Origin of the sequence: Trichocoleus sp. DQ-U1 (assembly GCF_039961925.1) — a bacterium.
In the GTDB taxonomy this organism is placed as follows: Bacteria; Cyanobacteriota; Cyanobacteriia; order Cyanobacteriales; family FACHB-T130; genus FACHB-T130.
On sequence record NZ_JAMPKB010000015.1, the window covers coordinates 41,164 to 67,639 of the forward strand.

General features: G+C 47.7%; 26 protein-coding genes, 1 tRNA gene and 1 pseudogene. 20 read left to right on the forward strand and 8 right to left on the reverse strand.

The annotated features are described in order from the left end of the window. Positions 1-7: 7 nt before the first annotated feature. The 6 genes from arsC to NDI34_RS08770 all read left to right on the forward strand — a co-directional run bounded on the left by arsC (position 8) and on the right by NDI34_RS08770 (position 4,574). Entirely contained in the window at positions 8-421 is a 414-nt protein-coding gene (arsC, locus tag NDI34_RS08745) for an arsenate reductase, glutathione/glutaredoxin type (RefSeq protein ID WP_190414880.1), read from the forward strand. Positions 422-493: 72 nt separating this feature from the next. Further along, a complete protein-coding gene (gene arsH / locus NDI34_RS08750; protein WP_190531959.1) occupies positions 494-1,120 on the forward strand; it encodes an arsenical resistance protein ArsH in 627 nt (208 codons plus the stop codon). A 759-nt stretch (positions 1,121-1,879) separates the two neighbouring features. Then, positions 1,880-2,881: an arsenosugar biosynthesis radical SAM (seleno)protein ArsS gene (gene arsS, locus NDI34_RS08755; RefSeq protein ID WP_190986644.1), complete on the forward strand. Its 1,002-nt coding sequence runs from the start codon at positions 1,880-1,882 to the stop codon at positions 2,879-2,881. Positions 2,882-2,966: 85 nt separating this feature from the next. Beyond that, on the forward strand, positions 2,967-3,686 hold the full coding sequence (locus tag NDI34_RS08760; RefSeq protein WP_242047522.1) for a TVP38/TMEM64 family protein: 720 nt from the start codon (positions 2,967-2,969) through the stop codon (positions 3,684-3,686). 20 nt (positions 3,687-3,706) lie between these two features. Beyond that, the gene (locus NDI34_RS08765; protein WP_277878437.1) at positions 3,707-3,835 is read left to right on the forward strand and encodes a hypothetical protein; all 129 of its coding nucleotides are present in this window, start codon (positions 3,707-3,709) and stop codon (positions 3,833-3,835) included. Between the two features lie 121 nt (positions 3,836-3,956). Beyond that, positions 3,957-4,574 carry a hypothetical protein gene (locus NDI34_RS08770; protein ID WP_190672270.1) on the forward strand — a complete coding sequence of 206 codons (618 nt, stop codon included), beginning with the start codon at positions 3,957-3,959 and terminating at the stop codon, positions 4,572-4,574. Between the two features lie 128 nt (positions 4,575-4,702). On the opposite strand, the gene NDI34_RS08775 is transcribed toward NDI34_RS08770, so the two are convergent. After that, on the reverse strand, positions 4,703-5,065 hold the full coding sequence (locus NDI34_RS08775) for a single-stranded DNA-binding protein (RefSeq protein WP_190414885.1): 363 nt from the start codon (positions 5,063-5,065) through the stop codon (positions 4,703-4,705). A 297-nt stretch (positions 5,066-5,362) separates the two neighbouring features. On the opposite strand from NDI34_RS08775, the gene NDI34_RS08780 reads away from it, so the two are divergent. From NDI34_RS08780 to mreD, 3 genes are all read left to right on the forward strand, one after another. After that, positions 5,363-6,370, forward strand: coding sequence for a rod shape-determining protein (locus tag NDI34_RS08780; RefSeq protein WP_190414886.1), 1,008 nt, complete (start codon positions 5,363-5,365; stop codon positions 6,368-6,370). A 129-nt stretch (positions 6,371-6,499) separates the two neighbouring features. Beyond that, positions 6,500-7,234 (forward strand): rod shape-determining protein MreC, encoded by a 735-nt coding sequence (gene mreC, locus NDI34_RS08785; protein ID WP_348232441.1) that lies wholly within the window; start codon positions 6,500-6,502, stop codon positions 7,232-7,234. Positions 7,235-7,345: 111 nt separating this feature from the next. Continuing rightward, positions 7,346-7,897: a rod shape-determining protein MreD gene (mreD, locus tag NDI34_RS08790; protein ID WP_190986646.1), complete on the forward strand. Its 552-nt coding sequence runs from the start codon at positions 7,346-7,348 to the stop codon at positions 7,895-7,897. Between the two features lie 47 nt (positions 7,898-7,944). On the opposite strand, the gene NDI34_RS08795 is transcribed toward mreD, so the two are convergent. Next, positions 7,945-8,757, reverse strand: a complete 813-nt coding sequence (locus NDI34_RS08795; protein ID WP_190414889.1) for an HAD family hydrolase — start codon at positions 8,755-8,757, stop codon at positions 7,945-7,947. A gap of 480 nt (positions 8,758-9,237) precedes the next feature. Between NDI34_RS08795 and ribD the strand changes: the two genes are divergently transcribed. Together ribD and NDI34_RS08805 are read left to right on the forward strand one after the other, a co-directional pair. After that, positions 9,238-10,314, forward strand: a complete 1,077-nt coding sequence (gene ribD, locus NDI34_RS08800) for a bifunctional diaminohydroxyphosphoribosylaminopyrimidine deaminase/5-amino-6-(5-phosphoribosylamino)uracil reductase RibD (RefSeq protein ID WP_348232471.1) — start codon at positions 9,238-9,240, stop codon at positions 10,312-10,314. 46 nt (positions 10,315-10,360) lie between these two features. Beyond that, positions 10,361-11,011, forward strand: a complete 651-nt coding sequence (locus NDI34_RS08805; protein ID WP_348232442.1) for a hypothetical protein — start codon at positions 10,361-10,363, stop codon at positions 11,009-11,011. 64 nt (positions 11,012-11,075) lie between these two features. Here NDI34_RS08805 and NDI34_RS08810 read toward each other — a convergent pair whose 3' ends face one another. Beyond that, positions 11,076-11,309, reverse strand: a complete 234-nt coding sequence (locus tag NDI34_RS08810) for a hypothetical protein (protein WP_190415034.1) — start codon at positions 11,307-11,309, stop codon at positions 11,076-11,078. A 637-nt stretch (positions 11,310-11,946) separates the two neighbouring features. Here NDI34_RS08810 and NDI34_RS08815 point away from each other — a divergent pair. After that, the gene (locus NDI34_RS08815; RefSeq protein WP_348232443.1) at positions 11,947-12,501 is read left to right on the forward strand and encodes a Uma2 family endonuclease; all 555 of its coding nucleotides are present in this window, start codon (positions 11,947-11,949) and stop codon (positions 12,499-12,501) included. A 189-nt stretch (positions 12,502-12,690) separates the two neighbouring features. Here the strand turns inward: NDI34_RS08815 and NDI34_RS08820 are convergent. The 3 genes from NDI34_RS08820 to NDI34_RS08830 all read right to left on the reverse strand — a co-directional run bounded on the left by NDI34_RS08820 (position 12,691) and on the right by NDI34_RS08830 (position 14,502). Then, positions 12,691-12,763 (reverse strand) — tRNA-Ala (locus NDI34_RS08820). Positions 12,764-12,877: 114 nt separating this feature from the next. Further along, positions 12,878-13,600 (reverse strand): HAD family phosphatase, encoded by a 723-nt coding sequence (locus tag NDI34_RS08825; protein ID WP_348232444.1) that lies wholly within the window; start codon positions 13,598-13,600, stop codon positions 12,878-12,880. Continuing rightward, on the reverse strand, positions 13,597-14,502 hold the full coding sequence (locus NDI34_RS08830) for a class I SAM-dependent methyltransferase (protein WP_348232445.1): 906 nt from the start codon (positions 14,500-14,502) through the stop codon (positions 13,597-13,599). Before NDI34_RS08830 ends, NDI34_RS08825 begins: the two co-directional genes overlap by 4 nt. A gap of 253 nt (positions 14,503-14,755) precedes the next feature. Between NDI34_RS08830 and NDI34_RS08835 the strand changes: the two genes are divergently transcribed. Further along, on the forward strand, positions 14,756-16,900 hold the full coding sequence (locus NDI34_RS08835; RefSeq protein WP_348232446.1) for an RtcB family protein: 2,145 nt from the start codon (positions 14,756-14,758) through the stop codon (positions 16,898-16,900). 590 nt (positions 16,901-17,490) lie between these two features. Beyond that, positions 17,491-18,408 carry a hypothetical protein gene (locus NDI34_RS08840; protein WP_199292324.1) on the forward strand — a complete coding sequence of 306 codons (918 nt, stop codon included), beginning with the start codon at positions 17,491-17,493 and terminating at the stop codon, positions 18,406-18,408. Positions 18,409-18,462: 54 nt separating this feature from the next. Here the strand turns inward: NDI34_RS08840 and NDI34_RS08845 are convergent, their stop codons facing one another. After that, positions 18,463-18,666, reverse strand: a complete 204-nt coding sequence (locus NDI34_RS08845) for a hypothetical protein (RefSeq protein WP_348232447.1) — start codon at positions 18,664-18,666, stop codon at positions 18,463-18,465. Between the two features lie 363 nt (positions 18,667-19,029). Here NDI34_RS08845 and NDI34_RS08850 point away from each other — a divergent pair, with 363 nt between their 5' ends. From NDI34_RS08850 to NDI34_RS08860, 3 genes and pseudogenes are all read left to right on the forward strand, one after another. After that, a complete protein-coding gene (locus NDI34_RS08850; protein WP_348232448.1) occupies positions 19,030-19,728 on the forward strand; it encodes a hypothetical protein in 699 nt (232 codons plus the stop codon). A 5-nt stretch (positions 19,729-19,733) separates the two neighbouring features. Continuing rightward, positions 19,734-19,866: pseudogene (locus NDI34_RS08855) on the forward strand (DUF433 domain-containing protein); the annotation flags it as partial. Between the two features lie 81 nt (positions 19,867-19,947). After that, on the forward strand, positions 19,948-20,166 hold the full coding sequence (locus tag NDI34_RS08860; RefSeq protein WP_190528960.1) for a type II toxin-antitoxin system HicB family antitoxin: 219 nt from the start codon (positions 19,948-19,950) through the stop codon (positions 20,164-20,166). A 231-nt stretch (positions 20,167-20,397) separates the two neighbouring features. On the opposite strand, the gene NDI34_RS08865 is transcribed toward NDI34_RS08860, so the two are convergent. After that, on the reverse strand, positions 20,398-21,135 hold the full coding sequence (locus NDI34_RS08865; RefSeq protein ID WP_190985087.1) for an SIMPL domain-containing protein: 738 nt from the start codon (positions 21,133-21,135) through the stop codon (positions 20,398-20,400). A 372-nt stretch (positions 21,136-21,507) separates the two neighbouring features. On the opposite strand from NDI34_RS08865, the gene NDI34_RS08870 reads away from it, so the two are divergent. From NDI34_RS08870 to murI, 3 genes are all read left to right on the forward strand, one after another. Further along, positions 21,508-22,917, forward strand: coding sequence for a cation:proton antiporter (locus NDI34_RS08870; RefSeq protein WP_190414916.1), 1,410 nt, complete (start codon positions 21,508-21,510; stop codon positions 22,915-22,917). Between the two features lie 504 nt (positions 22,918-23,421). Continuing rightward, positions 23,422-25,398 (forward strand): N-acetylmuramoyl-L-alanine amidase, encoded by a 1,977-nt coding sequence (locus NDI34_RS08875; protein WP_190414917.1) that lies wholly within the window; start codon positions 23,422-23,424, stop codon positions 25,396-25,398. Positions 25,399-25,426: 28 nt separating this feature from the next. After that, positions 25,427-26,287, forward strand: coding sequence for a glutamate racemase (gene murI, locus NDI34_RS08880; protein ID WP_190414918.1), 861 nt, complete (start codon positions 25,427-25,429; stop codon positions 26,285-26,287). Positions 26,288-26,476 lie beyond the last annotated feature (189 nt).

A 26,476-nucleotide genomic window follows, 5' to 3' on the forward strand; every position in this document is an offset into this window, starting at 1 on the left:
AAACCTGATGAAACGAGTGATGTTTGTTTGCAAGAAAAATTCTGCCCGTTCCCAAATGGCAGAAGGCTTTGCAAAAACACTGGGTAAGGGAGAAATTGAAGTGATTAGCTCTGGATTAGAAGCCTCTCAGGTTAGACCGGAAGCGATCGCTACCATGAAAGAAATCGGCATTGACATTACCAATCAACACTCGAAACCCCTTAGCGACTTCAAGGCTGAAGACTTTGATGTGGTAATTTCCCTGTGCGGTTGTGGAGTTAATCTGCCGACAGATTGGGTACTTCGGGAAGTCTTTGAGGATTGGCAGCTTGACGATCCGGCTGAACAGCCTGAAATTTTCCCCAGAGTGCGCGATCAGATAAAAGAACGGGTGACTAAACTCATCGAATCGCTAAAGGAAGAAGCGACACCTGTTGGATAAGGTTTCAATGACAAACCAAACACCGATAGAGCAACCAATTCAGCAGGTTCTTGAGCAAAAGTTATCCTTCTCATGACAACTTTCGAGCATCCACCCAGAATTTTATTCTTGTATGGCTCTTTAAGAGAGCGTTCTTACAGCCGTTTATTAGCAGAAGAAGCCGCCAGAATCATCGAAGGTTTTGGTGCAGAAACCAAATTCTTTGACCCGCGTGAATTGCCGATTCACGGTAGCGTAGAGGCTGACCATCCGAAGGTTCAAGAATTGCGGAATTTAAGCTTGTGGTCTGAGGGTCAAGTTTGGTCTAGTCCAGAGATGCACGGGAATATTACCGGCATTTTGAAAAACCAAATCGACTGGATTCCTCTAACTTTAGGGGCAGTAAGACCGACTCAAGGTAGAACTTTGGCAGTCATGCAGGTCAGCGGTGGTTCTCAGTCGTTTAACGCCGTCAATACTATGCGAATCTTGGGACGCTGGATGCGGATGTTTACCATCCCCAATCAGTCTTCCGTTGCCAAAGCGTACAACGAGTTTAACGAAGACGGAACGATGAAGGATTCCGCTTATCGCGATCGCGTTATCGACGTAATGGAAGAACTTTACAAATTTACGCTACTACTGCGAGATAAAGTAGACTACCTGACGGATCGCTACAGCGAACGCAAGGAAAAAGCAGCGACTCAGCCGAGGTTATAACGACCTCTCGCTTTTTAAAAACCTACCCTTGAAAGACCCTAGCCCCGCCCCGCGAACGGGGCGGGGTTCAATATTCCCCTTCCGTGGAGGTCGAGGGGTCGGGGGTGGGTTACGAGTGTGTATATGGCACTAAGCGTCAGAACCGCTATATACCACTTCTAAGATTGTTCTCAACTGATACTCAGCTTGCCAAGATTTAATAATATCTAAGCTTAATCCCTGACCCCTGTAATTTTAGTCACACGAGAGTATGCAGGTTACATCCCTCTATCTTTTGGGCAAGTTCGGCAACAGCCGACGCATCTTGCCGAGGGTCAATGTACTGAGCTACAGCCAATGATTAGGATAGGACGATGAGTTATCAGAGTATCGCTGTATTTCAGAAAAAATCAGAACAAAAAAATCCTGGCACTTATGCTAGCATCTACTGCGACAGCAGCAGTGCTTAAAGTTGTACTTAAAAATTTATTAACATAAAACAGTGTTTTTGTTACTTCCTTTTAGGAGATTAGCGGCAATTAGGCTTGCTCAATCCAACATTGAGTTGTCTGCGTACTAATTTATTAGAAGGTTCTCCATAAAATGTCTGCTGGCGTTCCGGCAACTAATTTTCTGCGTGCCGCTTATGCCTTCTCCGGGTTCTACAAGATATTCATCAAGATGAGGCAAACAATCGTTTAGGCAGGGAATTTTTACTGCTGACATTGTTATGACCAACCTGACCTTCGATAACCATGTTTCCCTGTTTAGGACTACCCCATGATTAATCTTGAATCAACTCGTTCAACCGTAACACCTTTTAAAGAAAAAATTGGTGCCCCTTTAACCAAAAGTAAAATTAGCGTTTTACAAATCAATTTGGGGAAGCGCTGCAACCTTGCCTGTACTCACTGTCATGTAGAAGCAGGGCCAAAACGAACTGAAGAACTAACCCCAGAAGTTTGTAATCAGCTGATTGAACTAATCTATAGATTTCCCCAAATCAAGATTGTTGACTTGACAGGGGGTGCCCCGGAAATGAACTATGGTTTTAAACCCCTGGTAGAGGCGGCACGGGATGCAGGTAAACAAGTGATTGTGCGGTCTAACCTCACCATTTATTTTGAAAAAGGGTTTGAGACTCTTCCAGAATACTGTGCCAAACACCAAACGAGAATTGTTGCTTCCTTGCCATGCTATCTGGAAGACAATGTTGATAAAATGCGCGGTTCTGGGGTCTATAACGACTCAATTCAGGCACTGCAATGTTTGAACCAGAAAGGTTATGGTCTTGACCCTAACTTAATCCTCGATCTGGTATACAACCCTCCAGTTCCAGCTACAGAAAATTTTTCTTTAACCCCCAATCAGGTAAATCTGGAACAAGATTACAAGGCTTATCTAAAAGAGCATTTCAACATTGTTTTTAACAGCTTGTTCACGATTACAAATTTACCAATTGGGCGAACAAAGTTTCATTTAGAGTACAGAAAATTAATCAGGCCTTATTTACACTTCCTAGAGTCAAATTTCAATGGCAGCACCCTTGAACATTTAATGTGTCGGGATGAACTTTCAATTGACTATCTGGGAAATGTCTATGATTGCGACTTTAACCAGATGGAGAATTTACCGGCGAAAACCCGCAATGGTGAAAAACTGACAGTTGCCAAGATATTGGAAGCTGGCAGCTTAGACATTATTGAAGAAATACAAACTGCATCTTACTGCTATGGTTGCACGGCTGGATGTGGTTCTAGCTGTGGGGGTGCCCTGATTTGAAACTAGCAAAAGAAGTGGGATTCTCCTTCTTCTCAGTCAAGGCAAAGTTTGTTCGCAAAATAAAGTTTTGCCTGGATTTTATCGAATGAGAAATAAGACCAACCAAAGTGCTTCCCTGATGCCGAAATTTTACAGCCAGTGGGTCAGAACGCTCAAAAGTCCCCCCTTGTGGATAGCGATCGCACTCTCGATCGGCATCATGCTCTGTATCTTTAGCCCATTGAAACTTTTGTTGGATAAATCTTTCCTGGTTAGTCAGTTGGAAAGATTCGGTAGCTGGGCAGTCTGCCTGTTTATCCTGGTTTTTGCCCTGTCCAGCGCCATCGGCATCCCTGGAATTATGTTTCCTGTTGCGGCTGGTGCGGTTTTCGGTTTCGTCTGGGGAAGCCTTTGGTCGGTCATCGGCGCAACGCTGGGGGCAATTGGGGCATTTTTGGCGTCTCGCTACCTGCTGCGCGACTGGGCGGAACGCCGATTTGGTCAACATCAAGCGTTGATGCGGTTCAATCAAGCCGTGACCCGTCAGCCTCTGGCTTTTGTGCTGGCGATCCGCTTTGCGCCAATCTCCCCCTTCACGGTGGTTAATTTCTTGTTGGGACTCACGCCTATCAGCTGGGTACCTTATTCAGTTGGCACGTTTATCGGCATTATTCCAGGGACGCTGGCTTACGCTTGGGTGGGAGTTACGGGTGAGCAAGCTTTGCAGGGAGGCGATCGCTTGCCCTTGCTACTAGCGCTCAGTTTTTTAACTCTCCTGTGTGTATTGCCTATTTTGGCTCGTAAAAAGACGCAACCCATTAACTGACGAATAAATTCAACCAATTTTTGGTTTTATTTCCCTTAATTTTTGTTTTCACCGGCTGTGCCGGATACTCGCAGTCCGCTGATGCCAAGAACGAAGCGATCGCAGCGCCACTGCTGCCGGACGCTGCACGGCAACTGATTCCGTTATGAGATCAACTGATAACTTCTTGCACAACTTGGGAAAATTCCTTAGCTGGGAACCTAATTAGCTCCAATCAGTTCTAAAGAGTTAACAAGATTACGTAAATAGCAATAGGGAAGAGACAAACCGATGAAACGGGCAATTTCTGGCGCTTTATTAACTATTTTGAGCTTTAGCCTTCCAGCAATGGCTGCCACCACAGAGAAATTCCAGGTCAAAGGGCAAAACGCTTCCGCTTCTTTTTACCAATCTGACGACTGTAGCTCAAGCGGTGTCAGTGTTTGGGCTGCCGATAACGTCAGCCGTAGCGCACCAGGAGCACCGACTTCGGAGAAGGGAGCCAACGTCTCTTATTGGAACTCGAATTGGTGTACTGGCAAGTATTCCTATGGTTACGGTTACGCTCCAAATGTCACCTTCACCGCCAATAACCAGCTCAGCTCAGCTAGTTTGAAAGGCACCTTCAAAGTTGACGAATATTCATCAGAGAATCCCGACTCAACGACTGCCAAAACTGTTGACGTAGCGCTAAATTGGACGGGAACAGGCGAGACATTCCGGGGTCACAGCAGTTCTCACTATCAGTGGATGGGCGGTATGTCGCACTCTCGCTATGTTGGCTCTTATCGGACTGCGGAAGTATCGGGTAGCGTCACGATGGACGGCAAAAACCTGATTACGAATATCCCTGGCTTTGGCGATCTGAACTCGTCTAGCAGCGGCTCGGTGCAAATCACCAAGAGGTAGACTGTCGTTAAAGATTTGGACGTTAAAGATTTGGGGATTCTTCGTCTTTCCCGCCCAAATAAAATAATTAGCCATCAGTTCTCTGGGGACTGATGGCTTGTCGTTAACAGCTAAAAATTAGCAACGAATTAAAATTCGGTGTCGTTATAGCCATTTACCGCACTGGGGTCTGTATCCTGTTTAGAACCGAGTAAATCTAGGCGATCCACCTTAATAACAGGTTTAGATCGGTTGGATGCCTTATTATCGCTCCAAGTCTCTATTTTCAAGGAGCCTTGTACCCCTATCAAACTACCCTTTCTCACGTAGTTCGCAGCGACTTCCGCTGTTTTCCCCCACAGTTCCAGGTTAAACCAGTCAGGCTGGTCGCTATTGCGAGTTCGACGATCTACTGCCAGCGTCAGATTGCACTTAATTTTACCTGACTCGAAATACTTGACATCAGGCTCTGTACCCACACGACCTACCAAGTTCACAACATTCAGGCTCATAAAATTTATTAGTACAAATGTACTGAGTTACAGTGAATATACTTTAACGAATTTAGATAGTAGGCTCAAGTCAACTTTATCCTGATTTGCTCTTCAACTACCAGAATGATGCTTGGAAATGGCCTTGAGGCGTTTTCACTGGATAAATTCGTCTACCTGACTAGACTCTGGATAGAAAACGTAATAGAATCCACCTCGGTTCCATTTCCGTTAGAATTCCATCTCACACAACAGCATTTCATTTTGGGGGCGTAGAAACGAGTGGGTCTTTTCAGTCGCTTTTCCTTATCCCGGGACATGGGTATCGACCTGGGCACTGCTAACACCCTGGTTTATGTGTCCGGCAAAGGTATTGTTCTCCAAGAACCCTCTGTGGTTGCTATGGATATGGACACAAAAACCCCGCTAGCCGTGGGCGAAGATGCCAAAAAAATGTTGGGAAGAACTCCCGGCAATGTGGTGGCCCTGCGCCCCCTGCGCGATGGTGTCATTGCAGATTTCGATGTCGCTGAGCTAATGCTTAAGCATTTTATTCAGCGAGTACATGAGGGAAGAGCCTTAGTTTCACCTCGTGTTGTCATTGGCATTCCTTCGGGGGTCACTGGCGTAGAACGACGAGCCGTTATGGAAGCAGCATCTCAGGCAGGTGCCAGGGATGTGTACTTGATAGATGAGCCGGTCGCTGCTGCCATTGGCGCTGGACTACCAGTGGCTGAGCCTACGGGCAACATGATCATTGATATTGGTGGCGGCACCACAGAAGTTGCCGTGCTTTCTTTACAAGGAACGGTTTTAAGTGAATCGGTGCGCGTGGCTGGGGATGAGCTTTCGGAAGCCATCATGCAGTACATGAAAAAAGTCCATAACTTGGTGATTGGGGAACGCACGTCTGAAGAAATCAAGATTCAGATTGGTTCTGCCTACCCCACCAGTTTTGATGAAGAAGCCATCATGGAAGTGCGAGGCTTGCACCTGCTCTCTGGCTTGCCGCGCACTGTCACCATCAAGGGACCGGAAATTCGGGAAAGTATGTCTGAACCGCTTTCAGTAATTGTGGATGCGGTGAAGCGAACCTTAGAGCGCACGCCTCCCGAACTCGCAGCCGATATTATCGACCGGGGCATCATGCTGGCTGGCGGCGGTGCTTTGTTAAAGGGGCTGGACACGCTCATCAGCCACGAAACTGGCATTGTCACCCACGTAGCGGCAGATCCGCTCTCGTGCGTGGTGCTAGGAACCGGGCGGGTGTTGGAGAATTTCAAACAGCTAGAGCGGGTGTTCAGCGGGCGATCGCGCCAGATGTAGCAGTCATTAGTCGTTAGTCATTAGTCATTAGTCATCGGCAGTAGACGATGAGCTAAAGGCTAAGGCTAGAGACTAGGGACAAGGACTAAAAACTAAAGGACTCAAGACGGACGAATCGCTGATACCTAAATGTTTACACTGCGTCGCTGGTGGGTTCGGCACGGAATACAAGTTATATTGGCTGGGCTAACGATTGGAAGTGCCTGGGCGATCCGGGAGACTCAGGGAGCTGCTCTTTATGAGACTTACCAGTTGCTCACCCGTCCTTTTCAAGTGGAACCCACGTCACAAGAGCGCATCGAGAATGCCCGCGTTCTGGAATTACAGGAGCGGTTAGTTGAACTCGAAAGCCAAAATCAGAAGTTACAAGAGCTGTTGGGTTATGTTAAACAGAAAAAACAGCCAGGGATAGTCGCTCCGATTGTGGGACGTAGCGCCGATCATTGGTGGCAACAGATAACCCTCGGTCGAGGAAGTCAAGACGGTATCAAAGCAGATTTCATCGTGATGGGTACGGGTGGCTTGGTCGGTCGCGTAACCAACGTGACTCCCCATAGCAGCCGGGTCTTACTGGTCAGCGATCCCAGCAGCCGGGTAGGGGTTGCGATTAGCCGCAGCCGTTATATGGGCTATCTTCGAGGACAAGGTTCTAACCGAGCAGTGATGCAGTTTTTTGATAAAGTTCCTGATGTCCGTCGGGGCGATGTCGTGGCAACATCATCTGTCAGTAAACTTTTTCCGTCAGGGTTGCCGATAGGGCGAATAGAATCTGTAAATTTGGACAAAACTCCAGCTCCTGAAGCTGTGATTGAGTTGACAGCACCGATGAGTTCCTTGGAATGGGTGGTTGTGTACCCGAAATGAGGAATGAGCGGTTAGCTGTCATTAGGAAATAGCAATAGTAAATAGTGATTAGTCATTAACCACAGACGATGGACTAAGGACTAATCACGGATGACCCATGACCCATGACCCATGATCAATGTATCTGACTTGTCACCTTGGCCTCGTCAAATGCTTAACTGGGCAGTAACCATTGGTTCTGTCCTGTTGTGCTTATTGGTCTTGCCACTGCGCCTACCGGGAATGGAATTGTTGGGAATTGGCCCCAACTGGTTGTTAATTTGGGTGGTTGCCTGGAGTTTGAAGCGATCGGTGTTGCAGGGTGCGATCGCCGGGTTGGTGTTGGGACTGATCCAAGATGGGATGACATCTCCCGATCCCAGTCATGCCCTTAGCTTAGCATTGGTAGGAATGTTGACCTCTCGGATTCAAAAGCAGCGGTATATTGAGGAAGATTTTATTTCGGTGGCGTTAATTGTTTTTGGGATGGCGGTTGTGGGGGAGACGGTGAGTGCCCTTCAGTTCACGCTCCAGGGCGATCGCGATCTGGGAGCAATTTGGACATATCACCAGCGCATTGCCCTCTCCAGTGCCATCCTGAGCAGCCTTTGGGCACCCGTTGTTTACTATCCTCTAAATCGCTGGTGGCAGCAGATAAACCTGTTAGGGCAGTCTTCTAAGTAGTTTCTAGCCAATCGTCAATACTCAGTCTTCTGAGTATTGAGTGAGGACTATTGACGATTGACCAATGAGTGATGACTCACTCCCAGCAGGTAATGAGCAACAGAAAGTAAATCGCTATGAATGCGGGTTGGTTGGAACTGTCGCAACCTTTGGGGGCTACGAATGCCACAAGTCAGCGCGATGGTGGGAATCGAAAGCGCTTGTCCTGCTAAAATGTCTGCTTCCGTATCCCCGACCATCCAACAATCATCGGCAGTTTGCCAAGGCGAACAATGTTCTGCGATCGCTGTGGTGAGAAGTTGCGTTTTCACTTCAGCGTAGTTTTGATAGGCGGCATGGCTGTCTTGAGTCCCGTAAATGCCACTAAACAAACGAGCCAAACCGTGATTCTGCAAGATTTGCAGAGCTTGGGATTGACATCGTAATGTCACTAACACCAGCTTGATGCCCTGAGAATGTAGCAATGCAAGCGCCCAGTTCACTCCTGGCTGCATTTTGTCTTTCTGTAACAGCGCTGGTTGATTGACGATGCTGACGACACGCTGCAAAAATACATTAATTTGCTCACCCTGTAAGCCCGATCGCATCGCAATTTCCACATCTGGGACACGATCTTGCTTCATCTGCCAGAACTGCTCTTTAGTCAATACCTGAAGATGCAGGATTTCTCCTTGCTCCTGATATATCTCCTGAGTATCAGCGAGTCCTAGCTGATAGGTACTGTAATAGCGGTGGGAAACGTCCACAAGTGGGCCGTCAAAGTCGCAAAACACGGTCAGTTTTTGTAAATGAGGGGCAGCGGCTTGACCCCGGTAGGGCTGAGGTGGTTGCAAATCTGAGGCGGCGGGGCAGCAGTTCATAGGACGTTACGAATCCGAACTTTTTGATACGTTTATTTACATTAACAGGTGCAACATAAGTTGTCATGGGATTTAGCCATCAAAATATATTAGACCTATTTATAGGGATATGTAGCGATCACCTAACTATAGGGGTGAAAATCGGGGTGAAGATCAATATAACTTTTGAAGGCGGGTAATCGCAAACTTAGTGATTGGTTCCCCGACGGATGAATTCCTCAAAGTGAAGCACCATGAAACGGTGCTAATCGGCTCATACGATCTCCTAATATTCCGCTCTTCACAGGTAAACACGCGATCCTCTTTTTTTGCAGGGATAATCCACCTAGCATCCCTCCCTAAGCCTGCTGCTGCTAAAGTAGGCTGGCTATTACACTCAGGTGTAGCCAGGACAGCAGCAAACTCATGGACAACTTTTCCGCAAACACCCAATCGGATGCACCCCAACAGGAGTCCCCTTTTACCTCCTTCGACCGCGCGATGATGCAGCGGTGTATAGAACTAGCCCGTCGCGCCTTAGGACAAACCGCGCCCAATCCCCTAGTGGGTTCTGTCATTGTCCAGGATGGGCAGATTGTGGGGGAAGGGTTTCATCCCGGTGCCGGTCATCCCCATGCAGAAGTCTTTGCGCTGCGAGACGCCGGTGAACGAGCCAAAGGAGCCACAATTTATGTCAATCTGGAACCTTGTAACCACTACGGACGGACGCCTCCCTGTTCGGAAGCGTTGGTAGCCGCAGGGGTGAGCAAGGTGGTGGTGGGCATGGTAGACCCCGATCCGCGCGTGTCGGGAGGCGGGATTGAGCGGTTACGAGCGGCGGGGATAGAAGTTGTGGTGGGCGTGGAGGAAGACGCCTGTCGGCAGCTGAATGAGGCTTTTATCCATCGGATTCTCTACCGGCGTCCGTTCGGCATTTTAAAATACGCCATGACTTTGGATGGCAAAATTGCCACAACCACCGGACACAGCGCCTGGATCACCAGCCCTGATGCCCGCAATGAGGTACATCGAATGCGGGTGGCGTGTGATGCGGTGATCGTGGGCGGCAATACGGTGCGTCTGGATAATCCCCACTTGACCAGCCATCAGACAGAGGCACACAATCCCTTGCGCGTCGTTATGAGTCGCATGCTGGATTTGCCCGTAGAGGCTCATGTGTGGGAGACAGCGGAGGCTCCCACTTTAGTGTTAACAGAGGTGGGAGCTAATCCGGATTTTCAGCAGATGCTGCTGAAAAAGGGTGTGATGGTAGTGGAGCTGACTCCACTGACACCGACGAAGGCAATGGCGTACTTATATGAGCGTGGATTATCGGGCGTGCTGTGGGAATGTGGCGGCACGTTAGCAGCAAGTGCGATCGCAGAAGGGACAGTGCATAAAATTCTGGCCTTCATTGCTCCCAAAATTGTCGGCGGCAGGTTGGCTCCTTCTCCTGTTGGGGATTTGGGGTTTGCAAGCATGACAGATGCACTCACTCTAGCGCGCGTCCGTTGGCGAGCTGTCGGCTCAGATTGCCTGGTTGAAGGTTATTTACCCTTAGCAGTCAGTAGTCAGTAGTCAGTGGTTATTGGTCATTCGTGAATGGCGAATAGCTAATTGTCAATTGCCATTCGCCATTCACAAAACTGATAGCTATCAAAATATGGTCGAAGTGATTGTATGGAGCCTGTTGGTTGGAAGTTTTGGTCTGGAGGCAGTCATGGTAAGCGGATGGATGCGCTGGCAGCAGGTGAGTGCAGGTCAGCAATATGAGGAAGAGGAAGAAACTTTGACTCGTTATGAATCTAAACAAGACCTGGCACCCACAGAGCTGCCTTCTAATGGTTCCTCTGCCCAAACGTTCAAAGATCCGCGACTGATGGGCTGGGAATTTAAAATTGTGCGAGCTAAAGGCGATTTATTTCGCAATCCAACGGTTTTTCAAAAGCTGTGTGAAGAAGAGGCACAATCCGGCTGGATTTTATTAGAAAAAATGGATGACCGGCGGGTGCGGTTCAAGCGACCGACTGCCATGAGGGACATGATTCCATCAGAATCTCTCGCTTATGACCCCTATCGCAGCCATTACGGGCCTGTCTTGACGCGGCGTACCTGGGCGGCAGCGATCGCTGCTGTGATGGCGATAAGTTTACCGGCTTATTTGGGCTATGCCCTGGTGTCGGCAACGCTTGCGAATTCTTCACAGATTAATACACCTGCGGCACCCCCACCGGAGCCGCAGTCTTTCCCAAAGCGTCCCTTGGCACCCAGGTAGCTTTTGGCTTCTAACAATTGGCACTTTAGCAAGTAGAGACGCGATGTACATCGCGTCTCTACTGTTAATGGGTTTCTTGCCAGACAGACTGACGCTCTTGAGCGAGATCCCGGATCAGGGATAGCTTTGAGTGCAGATAGTCAGTCATAATATTTGTTTCGTCGGAATTGAGCGATCGCTGTTGTTTCAGTTGCTTCAGCAGCCACTGTACTAGGCTGGCATCGTCTAGCTTCAATAACATATTGGCCTGAGTAGTTTCAATTAAAGCCCAAAGCTGACGCAGCATTGTGGGAGTCATAAAACCTCCTATAAGCGGATAGCTGTTCTGAGTGCCGAATTGGCTGGGAACGAGTGTTATGTGGGTGGTGGGAGCAGATGGGTACGGCACACGGCCTCTTATTTAATTATTCCTTTAGTTTTCCACGATAACTTATCTGGTAATACCAAAATCGCGATCGCACAAGTTGCAACAAGAGTTACCAAATACTTAACAAAGCGAACAATAACTTGACAGGGACTAAGGCGGAAAGTTAAAACTGGTTCCGGATTAACGATGGAAGGGAGCCGCTCAAGGCTTGTAGAGACCTCTGAAACCCCATCCCAACCCTCGTGAAAAAATTTAGGCTCAATAGGCGTTTCAGGAAAATTGAGCCAAGAAAGAGGCTAAAAGACTCAGGCTGCAAGTGTTGTAAGCGGAAATCAATCAATTGAGTCGTTAGTTTTGGGTGACAAAGGCGCAAGTAAAGAGCGAGTCGTTACCGTCAGATTGAGAAAGATAAGCCGTTTTATGAGTCGCCATAGGTGACGATCGATGCAAAGGTTACTGAAGTTAGAACAGGTCATGGCGGAGGAAGTGCGAGAATTCAAGAAACTATTACAGGCACGATCCCTCCTAACCCGCTGAGAAGCGGAATGGCGATCTACTGAGTGAGAAGATGAGTATAGTCACGCAGCCCTTAACTCTCGATGAGTTCTTAAAACTCCCAGAAACTAAACCCGCATCTGAGTTTATTGACGGAGAGGTTATTCAAAAACCCATGCCTCAAGGTGAGCATAGCCGATTGCAGTTTAAATTTTGCGCGGTTGTTAACCAAGTCGCCGAACCGCAGAAAATTGCGCTTGCATTCCCAGAACTACGCTGTACGTTTGGGGGAGACTCGATTGTTCCAGATGTTGTGGTGTTTCGGTGGGAAAGAATTCCGCTTCGTCCTTCTGGAAGGATTGCCAATCGCTTCGAGATTTATCCCGATTGGTCAATTGAAATCTTATCCCCCGATCAGAGTCAAACGAAAGTATTAGGGAAATTGCTCCACTGCTCCCAGCATGGTACAGAGTTAGGGTGGTTAATCGATCCAGAAGAGGAGAGTATTTTAGTTGTGTTTCCGGAGCAGCGAGTACAATTGCTAAGGGGAACGGCTGAGTTACCTATTCTTAGTGGGATTGGGTTAAAACTGACGGTTGAGCAGGTTTTTAGTTGGTTAACGCTCTAAGACGGATAAGGATTTGCCTGTAAGCGATCGCAGATACTAAGGTGACAGGCGATGTGCAATTTATCAATCTGCAATTAAACCATCGAACTGTAGAGCTTCCTACAGCTAAGAAGACCAAAATCTCCATATAGCTACTCATTCTTAGTAGAGTTTTAGTAGACTTTAGATTAATTACCTTGCTGATGTTAATGGAGAATAGGGAACTCGAATCCCTGACCTCTGCGGTGCGATCGCAGCGCTCTACCAACTGAGCTAATTCCCCAAGCTGTGAGCTAATAGCCATAAGCTATGAGCTATTGAACTTCAATATTCTAAAATATTCTAGCATCCAGCCAGAAACAACTAACTATCGCGTTATCCGTACAGAGTCAGTGGTTTATCCGATCGTTGCCTGGGGTGTACTTCGAGAATAGACTTGTTCCACCCGCTCTAATTCTAAGTCGGAAAACTCATCGACAGCCCAGTTTGCCCAGCGTTGCAGCATATGAAACGGGTAAGTATGCGCTACTCCCACTACTGGCACACCAGCAATCTTTGCAGCTTGAATTCCGGCTGGGGTATCTTCAATCGCCAGACACTCCGATGGCAGTAGGTTGAGATGAGGATATTGCTGATTGAGGCGTTCCACTGCCAGAAGATATCCATCGGGTTCTGGCGAACTCGCGCTGATGTCGTCACCAGCAACAATGACGCTAAAGAACTCAGCCACTCCGGTGCGAGTTAATACCAGTTCTACCTCAGAATGGATGGAGCCACTGACTACACCCAGTTTCAATTCTCGCATCCGCAATCGGTTAATGAAGTCTTCCAAGCCTGGATAAATAGGTAGCTTTTCCAGCGCCTCTAAGCGTTGCTGGTAGGCTTGCGCCTTGCAGTTCACCAATTCGGTTAAATAGTTTTCGGTGACAAACCTACCGCGATTTTTAAGCAGCTGATTCAGGCAGGAGCGATCGCTCCTGCCTAAACAAAATTGCCGGTAATCTGATGGTTTCGACCGCAGATTCTCTGAAATTAGAACTTCATCAATTAGTTCGCGGTGAATTGCCTCATCGTTAATAATGACACCGTTAAAATCAAACAGAACTGCCTTCAAAGTCATGCTGTTGTGCCAAAAGCTGGGGCACCAAAGCCCTCCAAATCCTCATTATCTGCCGTGCTACTGGTCGCTGTACGGGATGTTGATACCGAGCCAGGGTTTTGAACTGGGATGGGTTTGATGCCTCTAGTAACTTGGTGTATCCACAACACATCCTGAGTTTGCACTGCTTCAAATCCGGCTGTTCCCATCCAGGCATCTACGCTATCACCAGCGTAAGCTCTGATGTACGGCTCCTCAAAAATATCACTTAGCCAATCTACTTGGCGAATCGTTTTCTGATTGCCATCGAGAATCAACACCTCTCCTCCAGCCTTTAACAGGCGGAAGCTTTCCCGCAAGATGGCGCGAGATACGGCGGGTGGTGTCTCGTGGAACAACAAAGAAGCCGTTACCAGGTCAAAGGATGCATCAGGAAAGCCAGTTTCTTCGGCCTTCCCGTGCAAAAATTGGATGTTTAGCGGTACTTTTTTGGCTTTGTAGTCAGCCATCACCAGCATATAAGGCGACAAGTCTAGACCAATGACTTCCGCTTGCGGGAAAGCTTGCTTTAACATCAGCGTTGTTGAGCCGGTACCGCAGCCTAAGTCTAAAATCCGTCGCGGTTGCCCTCCAATCGCATCAATCAAGCTTTGGCGTACCCAAGTTTCGTTGGGAGGCAAGGCGTACTGGGTAATCGGGTCGTAGGAAACTGCCGCACCGGAGTTAAGATAACCGCGCTCAATGCCGTGGAAGTTTTGGCTACTGTAGTAGGAGGGATAGGAAAGATTGGGTTTCCGGAAGCGATCGCCCTCTTGCTCCCAATCCACACTCTCATAGAAACTCCGCAGCTTCTCTTCATCAATCAACAGCCGAACCACAGGTGCTAAGAAGCGCTCATAGATTGAGTTCTTGCCAACCGCCATAGGATTTTATCTGCGTTGTTGTAGATTACCTGAGGAGCGTTCTCCTCTTTACAAATCTTAATGCTATTTATAACGCAGAAACTCTTCCTGCGGATGTCTTTGGGAGATGACAAACCCGCACTCCTTTATGTATTATACAAGTAATACATAAAGTATTATTGCCAGAGCTACCTCAGCGCAGATTGCGATCGCGACCGATAGTAGGCTTGCAGCGTCACGGATCTTTAATATCAAATATCAGCGGCAAACGTTTATGCCATACGAAAAGCTAGAAATTTCAACCCCAGTGCCAGTGCTATCTTGGGCAAATCATGCCCTTGGTTCCGATGAAACCAAGATGGCAAAGAATGTTGCCTCCCTGCCATTTGTATTCAAACACGTAGCGCTGATGCCAGACGTTCACCTTGGCAAAGGTGCCTTGGTAGGTTCTGTTGTGGCGACTAAAGAAGCAATTATGCCAGCTGCTGTCGGTGTGGATATTGGTTGCTTTACTGGTGACACTCTGGTTCCTTTAGCTGATGGTAAATCCTACCCAATCGGAGAACTAGCCAAAGCTCAGCAAGAGTTTGTTGTCTATTCCTGCACCGAGACTCAAAGAATTGTAGCCGCGAAGGCTACGGCTAAGCTAACTCGTCGTAATGCAGAACTCTTAAAGGTAGTTCTCGACAACGGAGAGGAAATCAAATGTACCCCTGACCATCAACTCATGCTCAGAAACGGCACTTATCAGGAAGCTGGCGACCTCAAAGCTGGTGCTTCGTTGATGCCTTTTTATTCCCAAGTAGATAAAGATGGATATATTTTAATCCAGCAGCCCTATTCAGGTAGATGGCAAAAAGCACACTGGGTTATTGCTCGGTCTGGATTATTAGGGAAAGTTCCTTCATTTAACGGTCAGAGAACTGTTATTCACCACAAGAACTTTGAGCAAGCTGACAATCGTCCAGAAAATCTAGAGTTCATGGGTGATAAAGATCATTCTGCCTATCACCGCTCATTAGTAGATAGGAATACCCATTGGCAATCGTTAGAGTTTGAGGAAAAAAGAAAGCAAGCGATCGCGGCTAAAGCCACTACTCCGGATGGATACAGATATTATTCTGAAAGAGGGACGAAACATATTCTTCATATGCAGGAACGTCCAGAACATTTCAGGGCATCCGTATCGGGAAATGGGGCCAGAGGAAAGCAGTTTTTAATTCAATACAACACCAGCGAAAAGGGAAGATACAAGAGCAAGGAAATTGCTAATCGGATTTACATCTGTGAAACTTGTGGAGATGAAGTCAAAAGTCCAATCGGGCTTCATAATCACAGAAAGAATCAACACGGCTACAACCATAAAGTAGTCGAAATTATTCCCTTGGCAGAAAGAGAAGATGTTTACTGCTTGACAGTGCCAGAATATGGTAACTTTGCCCTAAGTGCTGGCGTTTTTGTCCACAACTGCGGGATGATGGCAATTAAAACACCCTTTACTGCCGACCAATTGGAGGGCAAGCTAAAGCAAATTCGTCTGGATTTAGAAGCAGCGATTCCGGTTGGTTTCAATGAAAACAAAGATGTTGAAAAAGCAGTCCTTAACTGGCAAGGTTGGCGAGATTTCAAGGAATTACATTCAGGAGTCAAGCGCCTAGAAAGTAAAGCCATGAAGCAGATGGGTTCTCTCGGTGGTGGGAATCATTTTATTGAAGTTTGCTTAGATACGGAGAACTCTGTCTGGTTAATGCTGCACTCTGGTTCGCGCAACATCGGCAATATGCTGGCACAAAACCATATTGGCACGGCTAAAGAACTCGCGAAACTAGCAGGCGATCGCTTACCCGATCCAGACTTAGCTTACTTTGTCGCTGGTACGCCTGAATTTGCCACCTACTGGCACGATTTACAGTGGGCGCAAGACTACGCCCGTTTCAACCGTGACGTGATGATGGCGCGTTTCAAGCGGATTGTAGAAAAGCATCTCGCTGGGGGTAAACAAACAAAGCCGCTGCTGTCAGTGAACTGTCACCACAACTACGCCGAAAAAGAAGTGCATTTTGGCGAAGATGTGTATGTCACTCGCAAAGGTGCAGTCCGGGCGCGTGAAGAAGATTATGGCATTATTCCCGGTTCAATGGGGGCAAAATCCTTCATTGTTAAGGGTAAAGGTAATGCTGAAAGTTACTGTTCTTGTAGTCACGGCGCTGGACGTTTGATGTCTCGAAATAAGGCAAAGAATATCTACACATTGGATGATTTGATTCAGCAAACAAATGGTGTAGAGTGCCGCAAGGATGAGGGCGTTTTGGATGAAATTCCTGGCGCTTATAAACCGATCGAGCAAGTTATGGCTAATCAAGCGGATCTCGTTGAAGTTGTGGCGACGTTGAAGCAAGTTGTCTGTATTAAGGGTTAGTTTATGTAGGGTGGGCAATGCCCACTTTTTTTGTTTTTTAATGCAAAGGTACGCAAAGGTTAAGGCAGAGGTACGCAGAGTTTAACTTACTTAAGATGTAGTTTTATAATCTTCCACGGATTAGTAAGAATTTCTGACACAAGCGATCGCTTATGGTACTTCTCATCGATAAAAGTACCCAGGAGAACTTGCTGAAACCCTTGCCTATTCTTCCTCTTCTACCATCTGTTCAATAAATTTTTGCACTAAAGGCACAAAAATGCGAACTGACAAGTTAGTGCTTCGCTATCGCCTTGTTGATGCAACACTTCTTTCCTAACCAGTTTTCGGACAATCCTGGGATTTTAGTTTGTGGGAGTTTCTCCTGAAACTAGACACCGCAGGAAGTTGCGCTCGCTATCTTACAAACTTCTTCACAATTCCCGATAATACTCGCCCTAAATGGAGTAAGTCCCTCAGGTGCTACCCCGAAAAACTAATTTGCTGGTATTGCCATATCAATAATGCTTCTCAAATTCCCAAAAAAATCTGAACTTGTCACGAACTAAATATACAGATGTGATTAAGCATTCGGATACCAATTGCGGAACATGAAGAAGACATTGGGGAAGCGGCTTCAACAAAATCAACTCTCGAAACGACAAAAAATGGCTCTAAACCAAGCGTTGTGGGGAGGAGGGGCTTCCATTTCTAAAGATACCGTTTTTGCTGCCCGCCTCAAGCAATTGCTGCTGCGGGCTTTTGTCATTCACAAGTATCGCCAACACCTACCGGCTAGCACTCTACAAGAATATCGCTGTGACCTAAAGCGCCGCTTAAAGCAGTGTCTCGGCTCACAGGCGGATAATAAGCTAGGGTGGAGATTAAAAAAGCGCTATTCTGAAGTTCCTTATTACTTGTTTCTAGTCCTGGACGAAGCTTGTAGTCCGACCCTTTCCAGCACTGACACCCCAACACCAGCCACAGGGCAAGTCTCTCAAACTCCCAACCGGGTTTGTGCTGACAAGAAACACAAATTTGGTTCATTTGGCGATCGCACTTTTCGAGTTACCTTCGTGAGGTTGTACTTCAGCTATTGCGTAAACAACTCCAGAATCGTCAGCCTCAAGAAAATGCTGGGTTGTATCAGCCTAATTCTGGTCAAAATCGGCGATCAGCCTGTCCGAGTCCGAGATAGGTGGATTCACTACCACGACTTATACCACCTTGAGGTTAGTCTATTGGAGAGAATTCTAATGGGAAGAGACTGGGTGAGTGGTATTCATGGCATTAACGCTGGCGTGTTCCATGAATCTACGATTATTGGGGAATATGACAGTTTTCTTGATGAAGCCCGAATCGCTATCCATGAGGCGCTAACTCGACCGACACCCTTCAGTCAACTCAAGGCTCTCTGTTGGATGACTTTGCTATTATTACAGGGAATCAATCCCTTGGCTGTTCTCCTTCGCCATCTTAGGAGTATGAAGAAAAAGCAACAAGAATTATGGGATTGGTTAGACATCTGAGATTGGTTATTTCAACCATAAGGATGCTGACTTTGCTAGAGGGTTGAGAAGATATCAAATCTCTTCCATCACTACACGTTTGATAAACTTCTCTACCAAAGGCACTTGGAAGCCGTAGCCATCCTCTGTTGTCTGCAAAATCATTGTGTCTCGCTGTGCGATCGCTTCTTTGCCAACTAGAGGCTGTAGTAAGTTGCGATCGCTATCTTTCAAACTTTTCCACAATTCCCGAAAATACTTACCGCCTCGCTCTAGCATAGTGGGAAGAATGGCCTTGATATCCCGCGCAGTTGTTTTTGGGGTACTGAATATCTTGCCTGTTTTCCAGCATATCGCAGTTGAGCAGTTCTACTACCGCGTAGCACGTTAACTGTACAAGATAAGGCTGGCAGTGAGTGAGGTGGATAATGGGATCTACTTTGTATCCTGGTATGGGCGATATTTTGAGACTATTTACAAAGCCATAGATTCAGCTATTGTTGAATAAAAGTTCTGGGTTTTTGAAAACCCAGGAAAAAGGCATCTCAATATTTATTAACGTGTATGGTAATTCCAAAGAACCTTTTATTTTCAAAGTTTCGACCTCAAGAATTTGACTATCTTTGTCAACTGTTGTGTTCTGTGTTTGAGACATCTTCGGGAGAGTTGGCGAAACTGTACCAAGATATTGACAGCACTTTTGAGCAGCCAGGTTGGCCTTTACATTTTGTACGACGAGACTTTTTCAAGCCCGTAGATAAGGCATTTCAGGATACTTATCAAAAGTCCCCTGTAATTGCAGTGGATTTGCCCAGCCTCATGGAATGGGATGACGGACTGGAGGATAAACAAACAATTGCTATCATGGCTCAAGACCCCAAAAATAACAGTGACTATGAGCAATTAGTAGTTGGTACGCCTTATGGTTTACATCACAAAGGCTCTCGTGAGGAGTTGGGGATTACCAAACTTTATTTTGAAATGATTCAGGTTTTGCTCGAATTAGGATATCGAGTTTATCTGACAGACGTGCTAAAGATTTGGGTTTGTAATCCTGAACAACGCTATGAGCGAATTAAACTGCAAAATGTTGATCAGCAAAGGTTTTTACGCCTTGTCAAACCAGAATTAGCTGTGGTAAAGCCAGTTGCCGTGATAACGTGGGGCAAAGAAGCTTTTAATGCCGTAAATAAATTGCACTTAGGTATCCGGCACCTAGATTTTCCTCATCCTGCTAGTACTGCTGGTGGTGCTTGGAAAAAGCTGATGGGGCAATCCCCGACCAATTCAAATAAGCTTGCATACTGGCGGGCAACAATTGCTCAAGAATTGGGAAAGTAAAGTTTATGCAATCTGTTACTGACATTGGCACACTGATTTTCCACACACCGGAAATTTGCGACGGTCGTCCTCGAATTGCTGATACCAGGGTGTGTTCAGCGGATTGCAGCTTGGTACAAGATGGGGCTAAATGCAGAATGAAGATGTGCCACCCTACCTACAAAAGCAGTTAGCGCAATTATTAGCTGAACTGGAAGAGTTAAGGGAGGACGAAGATTCATGAATCGATACAGCATGGTTATTCAGTGGTCAGATGAAGATCAACTTTTCCTAGTCACTATCCCAGAGGTTGGCGATCGCGTTGTCATGCCTTGCACTCACGGCAAAACTCGTGAGGAAGCAATTCACAAGGGCGAAGAAGTGATTGAAATGTACTTAGAAGCATGGCTTGCAGAAGGTGAATCCATCCCTGAACCCAGTACGCTTCAAATTGCCTGATTACCTTTTTAGAAGTCCTACTCTGTAGTCAGTTCACCCAACTTGAGAACGTGACCTAGGTTGAAAAACAAGCATAGACAAAGCGATACTCACTTGCGTAAACACTCAGTTCCTTGCGGGATACCAGCACCAGCATTAAGGCGTTGTTGGTGAGGAGCGATCGCAACTTGTCCTAAAATCCGTTATCGAATTCCTCAGAAATATCAAGTGGGCAAAAGCCCACAGATATTCCTAATAGGTAATTTGTAGAGTCACGGATGCCTCTACCTGTTGTTCGCCACCAATCACGGGTGTAGACGCCTCTACTTTTCCAGATCGCAAAGCCATGTCAGCTAGGGGCATTGGGGGTGGCGGCGTCGCAGAAGCACCATTGACTTGAATGTTTACCACTTCCCGGCGAGTGAGATTTAGGGCACTCAAAACAGCATCCGCTTGCTCTTGGGCATCTTGAGTCGCTTCGCGCAAAGCTTGCTTTTGAGCGGTCGCGATCGCACTATCAGCAGCAATAAAACTAATGCCGTCAATCCGCGTCGCCCCAGCTTTCACCGCTTCATCCAGAAGCGTTCCGGCTGTTTGATTATTAACTCGAAAGCTAACGATGTTGGTGGCGGTATACCCAGTCAGACGCTGGACGTTGTTTTCGTAACTGTAAGTCGGGTTGAGGCTAATGCCGGTGGTTTGTAATTTTTCGACATTGCGAGATTTTAGCAAATCCACCACTGCGCTAGAGCGTCGTGCTGCTTCCTGCTGCACATCCGCCGCCACTTTACCCTGAACCTCAACCCCCAGCCGCACCAGCGTTAACGTTGTTGCAATCGATTCTTCTCCCCTGCCAGTGACAGTGATGGTTCGCAACATTTTCTCTTGGGCGATCGCTGGATTCGTCATGATTACACTTAAAAGACCCACGGCGAAAGATATTGCCTGACGCTGATACCAGGAACTTGCGAAAGATGGAGTTCGATTCATTAGATCGTGTTGTCTCATACTAGAACTGCACCAGCTGCTTTTCATTGTGCCGGTGGAATGTTCCTAATCTGCCACTACCACAGCCAAAAAATCTCAGCAGTTACCGTTTTAGCAACTCAGGCGATAGTGCTAGTTGCAATGCAAGGGGTATCGCCCGCTCGCCAGTCCTATCGGGGATGGTAAGTATTTATACTTTGTTTTCAGGGATTAGATTCAACTATGCGATCAACTATGCGATCGCGCCGCGAAATTGACCGCGCCCCTTTCAAGCCATCATCTTGACAGGTCTTTGACTCTTGTTAAATCCCCAGATAAAAGCTTGATTTTGTAAAGAAGCTTGTACATTGAAAAGAATGATTTTGTGCAGAACTCATGCCGATAGATGCAGCTCACTGGCTTAGTTTACTAAGCCCAACTTTCTCACTCTCACTTTCGAGCAAAACTATTGCTGTCTTAGCGACAGCAACACAAGAAGCAGAAAAAAGTCCAGTGGTCTTAGCGGCAGTGTTACTGACTTTAGTCATCATTTACTTCGCTAGCAAAATGGGGGCGGAGATATCAAACTGGATGGGCTTCCCGCCTGTATTAGGCGAACTGGTCGGCGGTGTAGTGGTGGGTATCTCCGCCCTGCATCTGCTGGTATTTCCAGAAAGCGGGTCAGTCGCTTCTGATTCTGTCCTGATGTCCTTCTTGCAAGGCACTTCTGGCTTAAGTCTCGACACGATTGGTGAAGTATTTCAAACCCAGAGCGAAGTCATTTCCGTTTTAGCAGAACTGGGCGTAATCGTACTGCTATTTGAAATTGGTCTGGAATCGAACTTAAAGGAACTGATGGCAGTCGGTATCCAGGCAGTCGTCGTCGCAGTGGTGGGGGTAGTGGTGCCCTTTGCAGCTGGCACTGCGGGGCTGATGCTCTTTTTTGGCGTGCCAGCGGTTCCGGCGATTTTTGCGGGTGCGGCTTTGACTGCAACCAGTATTGGGATTACTTCCAAAGTTCTCTCAGAATTGGGGCGTCTCACTTCTAGAGAAGGTCAGATTATTCTGGGCGCTGCGGTTATAGACGATGTTCTGGGTATCATCGTTTTGGCAGTGGTAGCAAGTTTGGCAAAAACGGGTGAAGTAGATGTCAGCAACGTCATTTATCTGATCGTCAGCGCCAGTAGTTTTCTACTAGGTGCGATTCTGCTAGGTAAGGTTTTTAACAAATCCTTTGTAGCGATCGCCGATCAGCTCAAGACGCGCGGCGGGCTAGTCATACCGGCTTTCATCTTCGCATTCTTGATGGCCTATGTGGGAGCCGCTATTCACCTAGAAGCCATTTTGGGAGCTTTTGCAGCTGGCTTAGTCTTAGACGAAACGGATAAGCGTAAAGAACTGGAAAAGCAGGTAGTGCCTATTGCCGATCTGCTGGTGCCGATTTTCTTTGTAACGGTTGGGGCTAAAACTGACCTAGGAGTTCTCAATCCAGCGGTTCCCAGTAACCGGGAAGGGTTGTTCATGGCTATGTTCCTGATTGTCGTGGCAATTCTCGGAAAGGTTGTTACGGGTCTAGTCGTATTTGGTCAACCTCAGATCAACCGATTAGCGATTGGCGTCGGGATGATTCCACGAGGCGAAGTCGGGTTGGTCTTTGCCGGTGTTGGTTCTGCCAGCGGTGCTTTGTCTGAAGCCACAGAAGCCGCGATTATTATGATGGTCATCTTGACAACTTTTTTAGCACCTCCCTTATTACGGTTTGTGTTTCAAGAGCCTGCATCGGTTCCTGCTAAGGAAAGCGATTAGTTATTAATTCATGTGTGGGTAGTGGGTAGTGGTGGTATACAATCAACACCGACTACCTACTCCGTAGTACCTACTGACAAAAAACTAACAGCAAACGGTTTTTGTGAAACTTAAGTCACTTTATCTACGTCCCTTGGGGTTGGTTATCGGATTTAATCGGATTTAAAAGGTTTCTCTCGCTTTGAGAAAAGTGTTGGCTCGCGCGGCTTGGGAATAGGCAGCATCAAGACGTTATCATTGCCAAGCCCTGAGAACAAAAATCTCTGATGAGAAACTCCATACACCAGGCATCTTCCCGATGGTAATTGGCTTTTTCCAGCGAAAAAAGTCATGCCTAGTCGATTATTCTGCATTGCGACCAAAGTCGTGATATTGTTCAACCCAGTCTAAAATCGTTTACTTTGTTTACCGCAATGCACCGGATGTGAACCGAAAACATCCGAAACAGGTCTACAGCGTACAGGCCGATTATTACGGTCTTTGCCTTTTTCAGGAGCAACGATAGTGAGATTTTACTGGCTATTACCCAGTTTTTTGAGCATTTTTCTCGTTTCACTTCCCGCGAATGCGGCAAGACTGGTGTATTGGCGTTTTGATGCCAATCAGAACCGACTAGACTTTAGGACGGATGATGGAGTGCAACCGCGAGCGCAACTGCTTGCCAACCCGACCCGTGTGGTAATCGATCTGCCCGGTACCAGCTTGGGGCGCTCAACGGTGACTCAGCAGTTGGCTGGATCGCTGCGTTCTCTGCGTGTAGGACAGTTTGAAGGTAATACTACTCGGATGGTGATTGAATTAGACCCTGGTTACACCCTCGATCCAGAAAAAGTGCTAGTTCGAGGAGCTTCCCCCAGCCAGTGGTCGGTGCAATTACCAAAGCCCGAACGAGTAGCGCAGGTGTCAAATCCTTCACCCAGAGATCTAGCACCCAGAGATCTAGATTTGGGAAATTCTCCGCCGCCCCCTTTGCAACCGCTTCCCAATCAAGCTCCTAGAAATCCTTCGCCGCCTCCAGTGCTGAGTCGCCCACCGATTCGTCAGACACCTCCAAACGTAACGGTTGGGTCGCTTGCTCAAATCGAAGATGTGCAGGTAACGCGGGATGGGTTTTTCCTAAAGACGAATGGGGGTCGCCCGCAGATTATTAAGGTGAACCGGAGTAGCGATCGCAAAAACATTACTTTTGACCTGCGAGGAGCGACCCTTTCCCGCAGTCTTACATCGCCTTCTTCGACGGTGAATCGCTATGGCGTCAGTCGCATCTTATTGTCCCAAGTTGATACTTCACCCTCAATCGTTCGCGTCACGATGAACGTGAGGAGAGAAAGCCCGGACTGGCTGGCAAGTGTTAGCGATTTTGGCGGTATTGTCATCTTGCCGAAGGGTACGAGTGCTGGCGACATTGAAAGTCCACCACTAGCTGGAAATCAACCCTCTCCCATTTCGGGGGGGTCTAGACCGCCTTCAACTGCACCCAGCCAACCCGTCCCCACCAACCGTCCGAATAATCAGTTAGCAACAATTCAATCGGTTGAACTCGCTTCTTCCGGAACCCAGTTATTAATTCGGGCGGATGCGTCTGTCAGATACACCGGCAGATGGGATGCAAGAGAGGGAGTTTATCGAATTACGATTCCTTCCGCTGAACTAGCTGACCGAGTTAGGGGACCTCAACTGGATGCCACCACTTCAGTGCGGCGGGTGCGTTTGCAGCAGCAAGACTCGCGGACTGTCGTTATTCTGGTGCAACCAGCCTCAGGGGTACAGGTTGGAGAACTCAATCAGGTGAGCGACCAACTTTTAGCACTGCAACTGCAACGAAGTCGCCTTGGCTCGGTTGTTCCTCCCACAGGCCCTATTCGGGTTCCGCCCACGGGTTCTGTTAACGTGCCGCCGCCTCAGAATAACAATCCGCCTTCGCGACCCCGCCCCCGTGTTGGACGATTGGTTGTGGTTGTAGATGCCGGACATGGAGGCAAAGACCCTGGAGCCATCGGTTATAGAGGTTTGCGAGAGGTCGATGTAATTTTGCCGATTGCACAGCAGGTAGCGGCATTGCTAGAGCAACAGGGCATCCAGGCGGTGATGACGCGAAAGGATGACTATTTTGTAGACTTGCAACCACGAGTAACGATGGCTGAGCGAGCCAATGCCGATTTATTCGTCAGTATCCACGCCAATTCAATTGGTGGGCGTCCTGATGTGCAGGGGCTGGAGACTTACTATTACTCTAGTGGTGGGCGTTTAGCGCAAACCATTCACAATAGTATTTTGCAGAACGTTGATATCCGAGATCGAGGAGTGCGGCAGGCGAGATTTTATGTACTGAGGAAGAGTTCGATGCCCGCTGTTTTAGTGGAGGTTGGTTTTGTGTCCAGCCCACAAGAGGCTGTGAAGTTGGCTTCGCCAAATTACCAGAGCCAGATGGCAAGAGCGATCGCTCGCGGTATTCTACAGTACATTCAACAAAGTCTCTAAATGCCGGTTTGTGGGGAGTGGTTGATTAATGATGAATAAGGAACAAAAAACAAATGAGGCTCTTCAACGAGCCAGAATTGGGATTTTTGATAGCGGAGTCGGCGGGCTGACGGTATTGAGGGAACTCTACCGGCAGCTGCCATCCGAATCGATTCTTTACTTTGGCGATACGGCTCGACTGCCCTACGGCACTCGCTCTCAGGCAGAAATTTTGCACTTTGTGCGCGAAATTCTCATCTGGATGATGCAGCAGGGCGTCAAAATGGCGATCATGGCGTGCAACACCAGTTCTGCCCTCGCTTTAGAGGCAGTGCGGTCTGAGTTTCCTCTCCCGATTTTGGGAGTTATCTTGCCTGGTGCCCGCGCGGCTGTTGAGCTAGGCAACCGGATTGGAGTCATTGCTACCCCAGCCACTGCCGCTAGCAACGCTTATCGTCGCGCGATTTTAGAAGTTGACGCCACTGCCCAAGTTTGGCAAGTCGGTTGCCCAGAGTTTGTGCCGGTGATTGAGCAAAACCGCATCCATGAGCCTTACACCCTAGAAGTGGCGCGGGAGTACTTGGCACCGTTACTGCACCATCGTATTGACACGCTTGTTTATGGCTGTACCCACTATCCCCACTTAGCACCCGTCCTGAGGAAAATTCTGCCCCGGTCGGTGAAGCTATGCGATCCGGCAGTTCATGTAGTGGCTGCGGCTGCACAAGAGCTGGATTTACTAGGACTGAGAAACACCCGCCCGCCTCTAGCAACTCGATTTGCCGTGAGCGGTTGTCCCGAACAGTTTGCACAACTGTCAGTACAGTGGCTGGGGTGTACGCCTGCGGTAGAAAAAGTTTATTTACCGACAGTGCTACATCGGCAATTACCGCTAGAGCTAAGCGAGTAGCAGTCAATTGAAGAATGGGTTCTTCAATCCAAAATTCTAGATTTGACTGCTAATCGCGGATCGATGAGGTGAGCGTGCTGCAAACGGCTAATACTTCTGTCGCGATCGCTAGGGTATGGACTTCGTCCTACCCGCACCTTTCACAGTTCGCTGTGCCAGAATCAACAGCAGGTAAACCGTCAATAAATA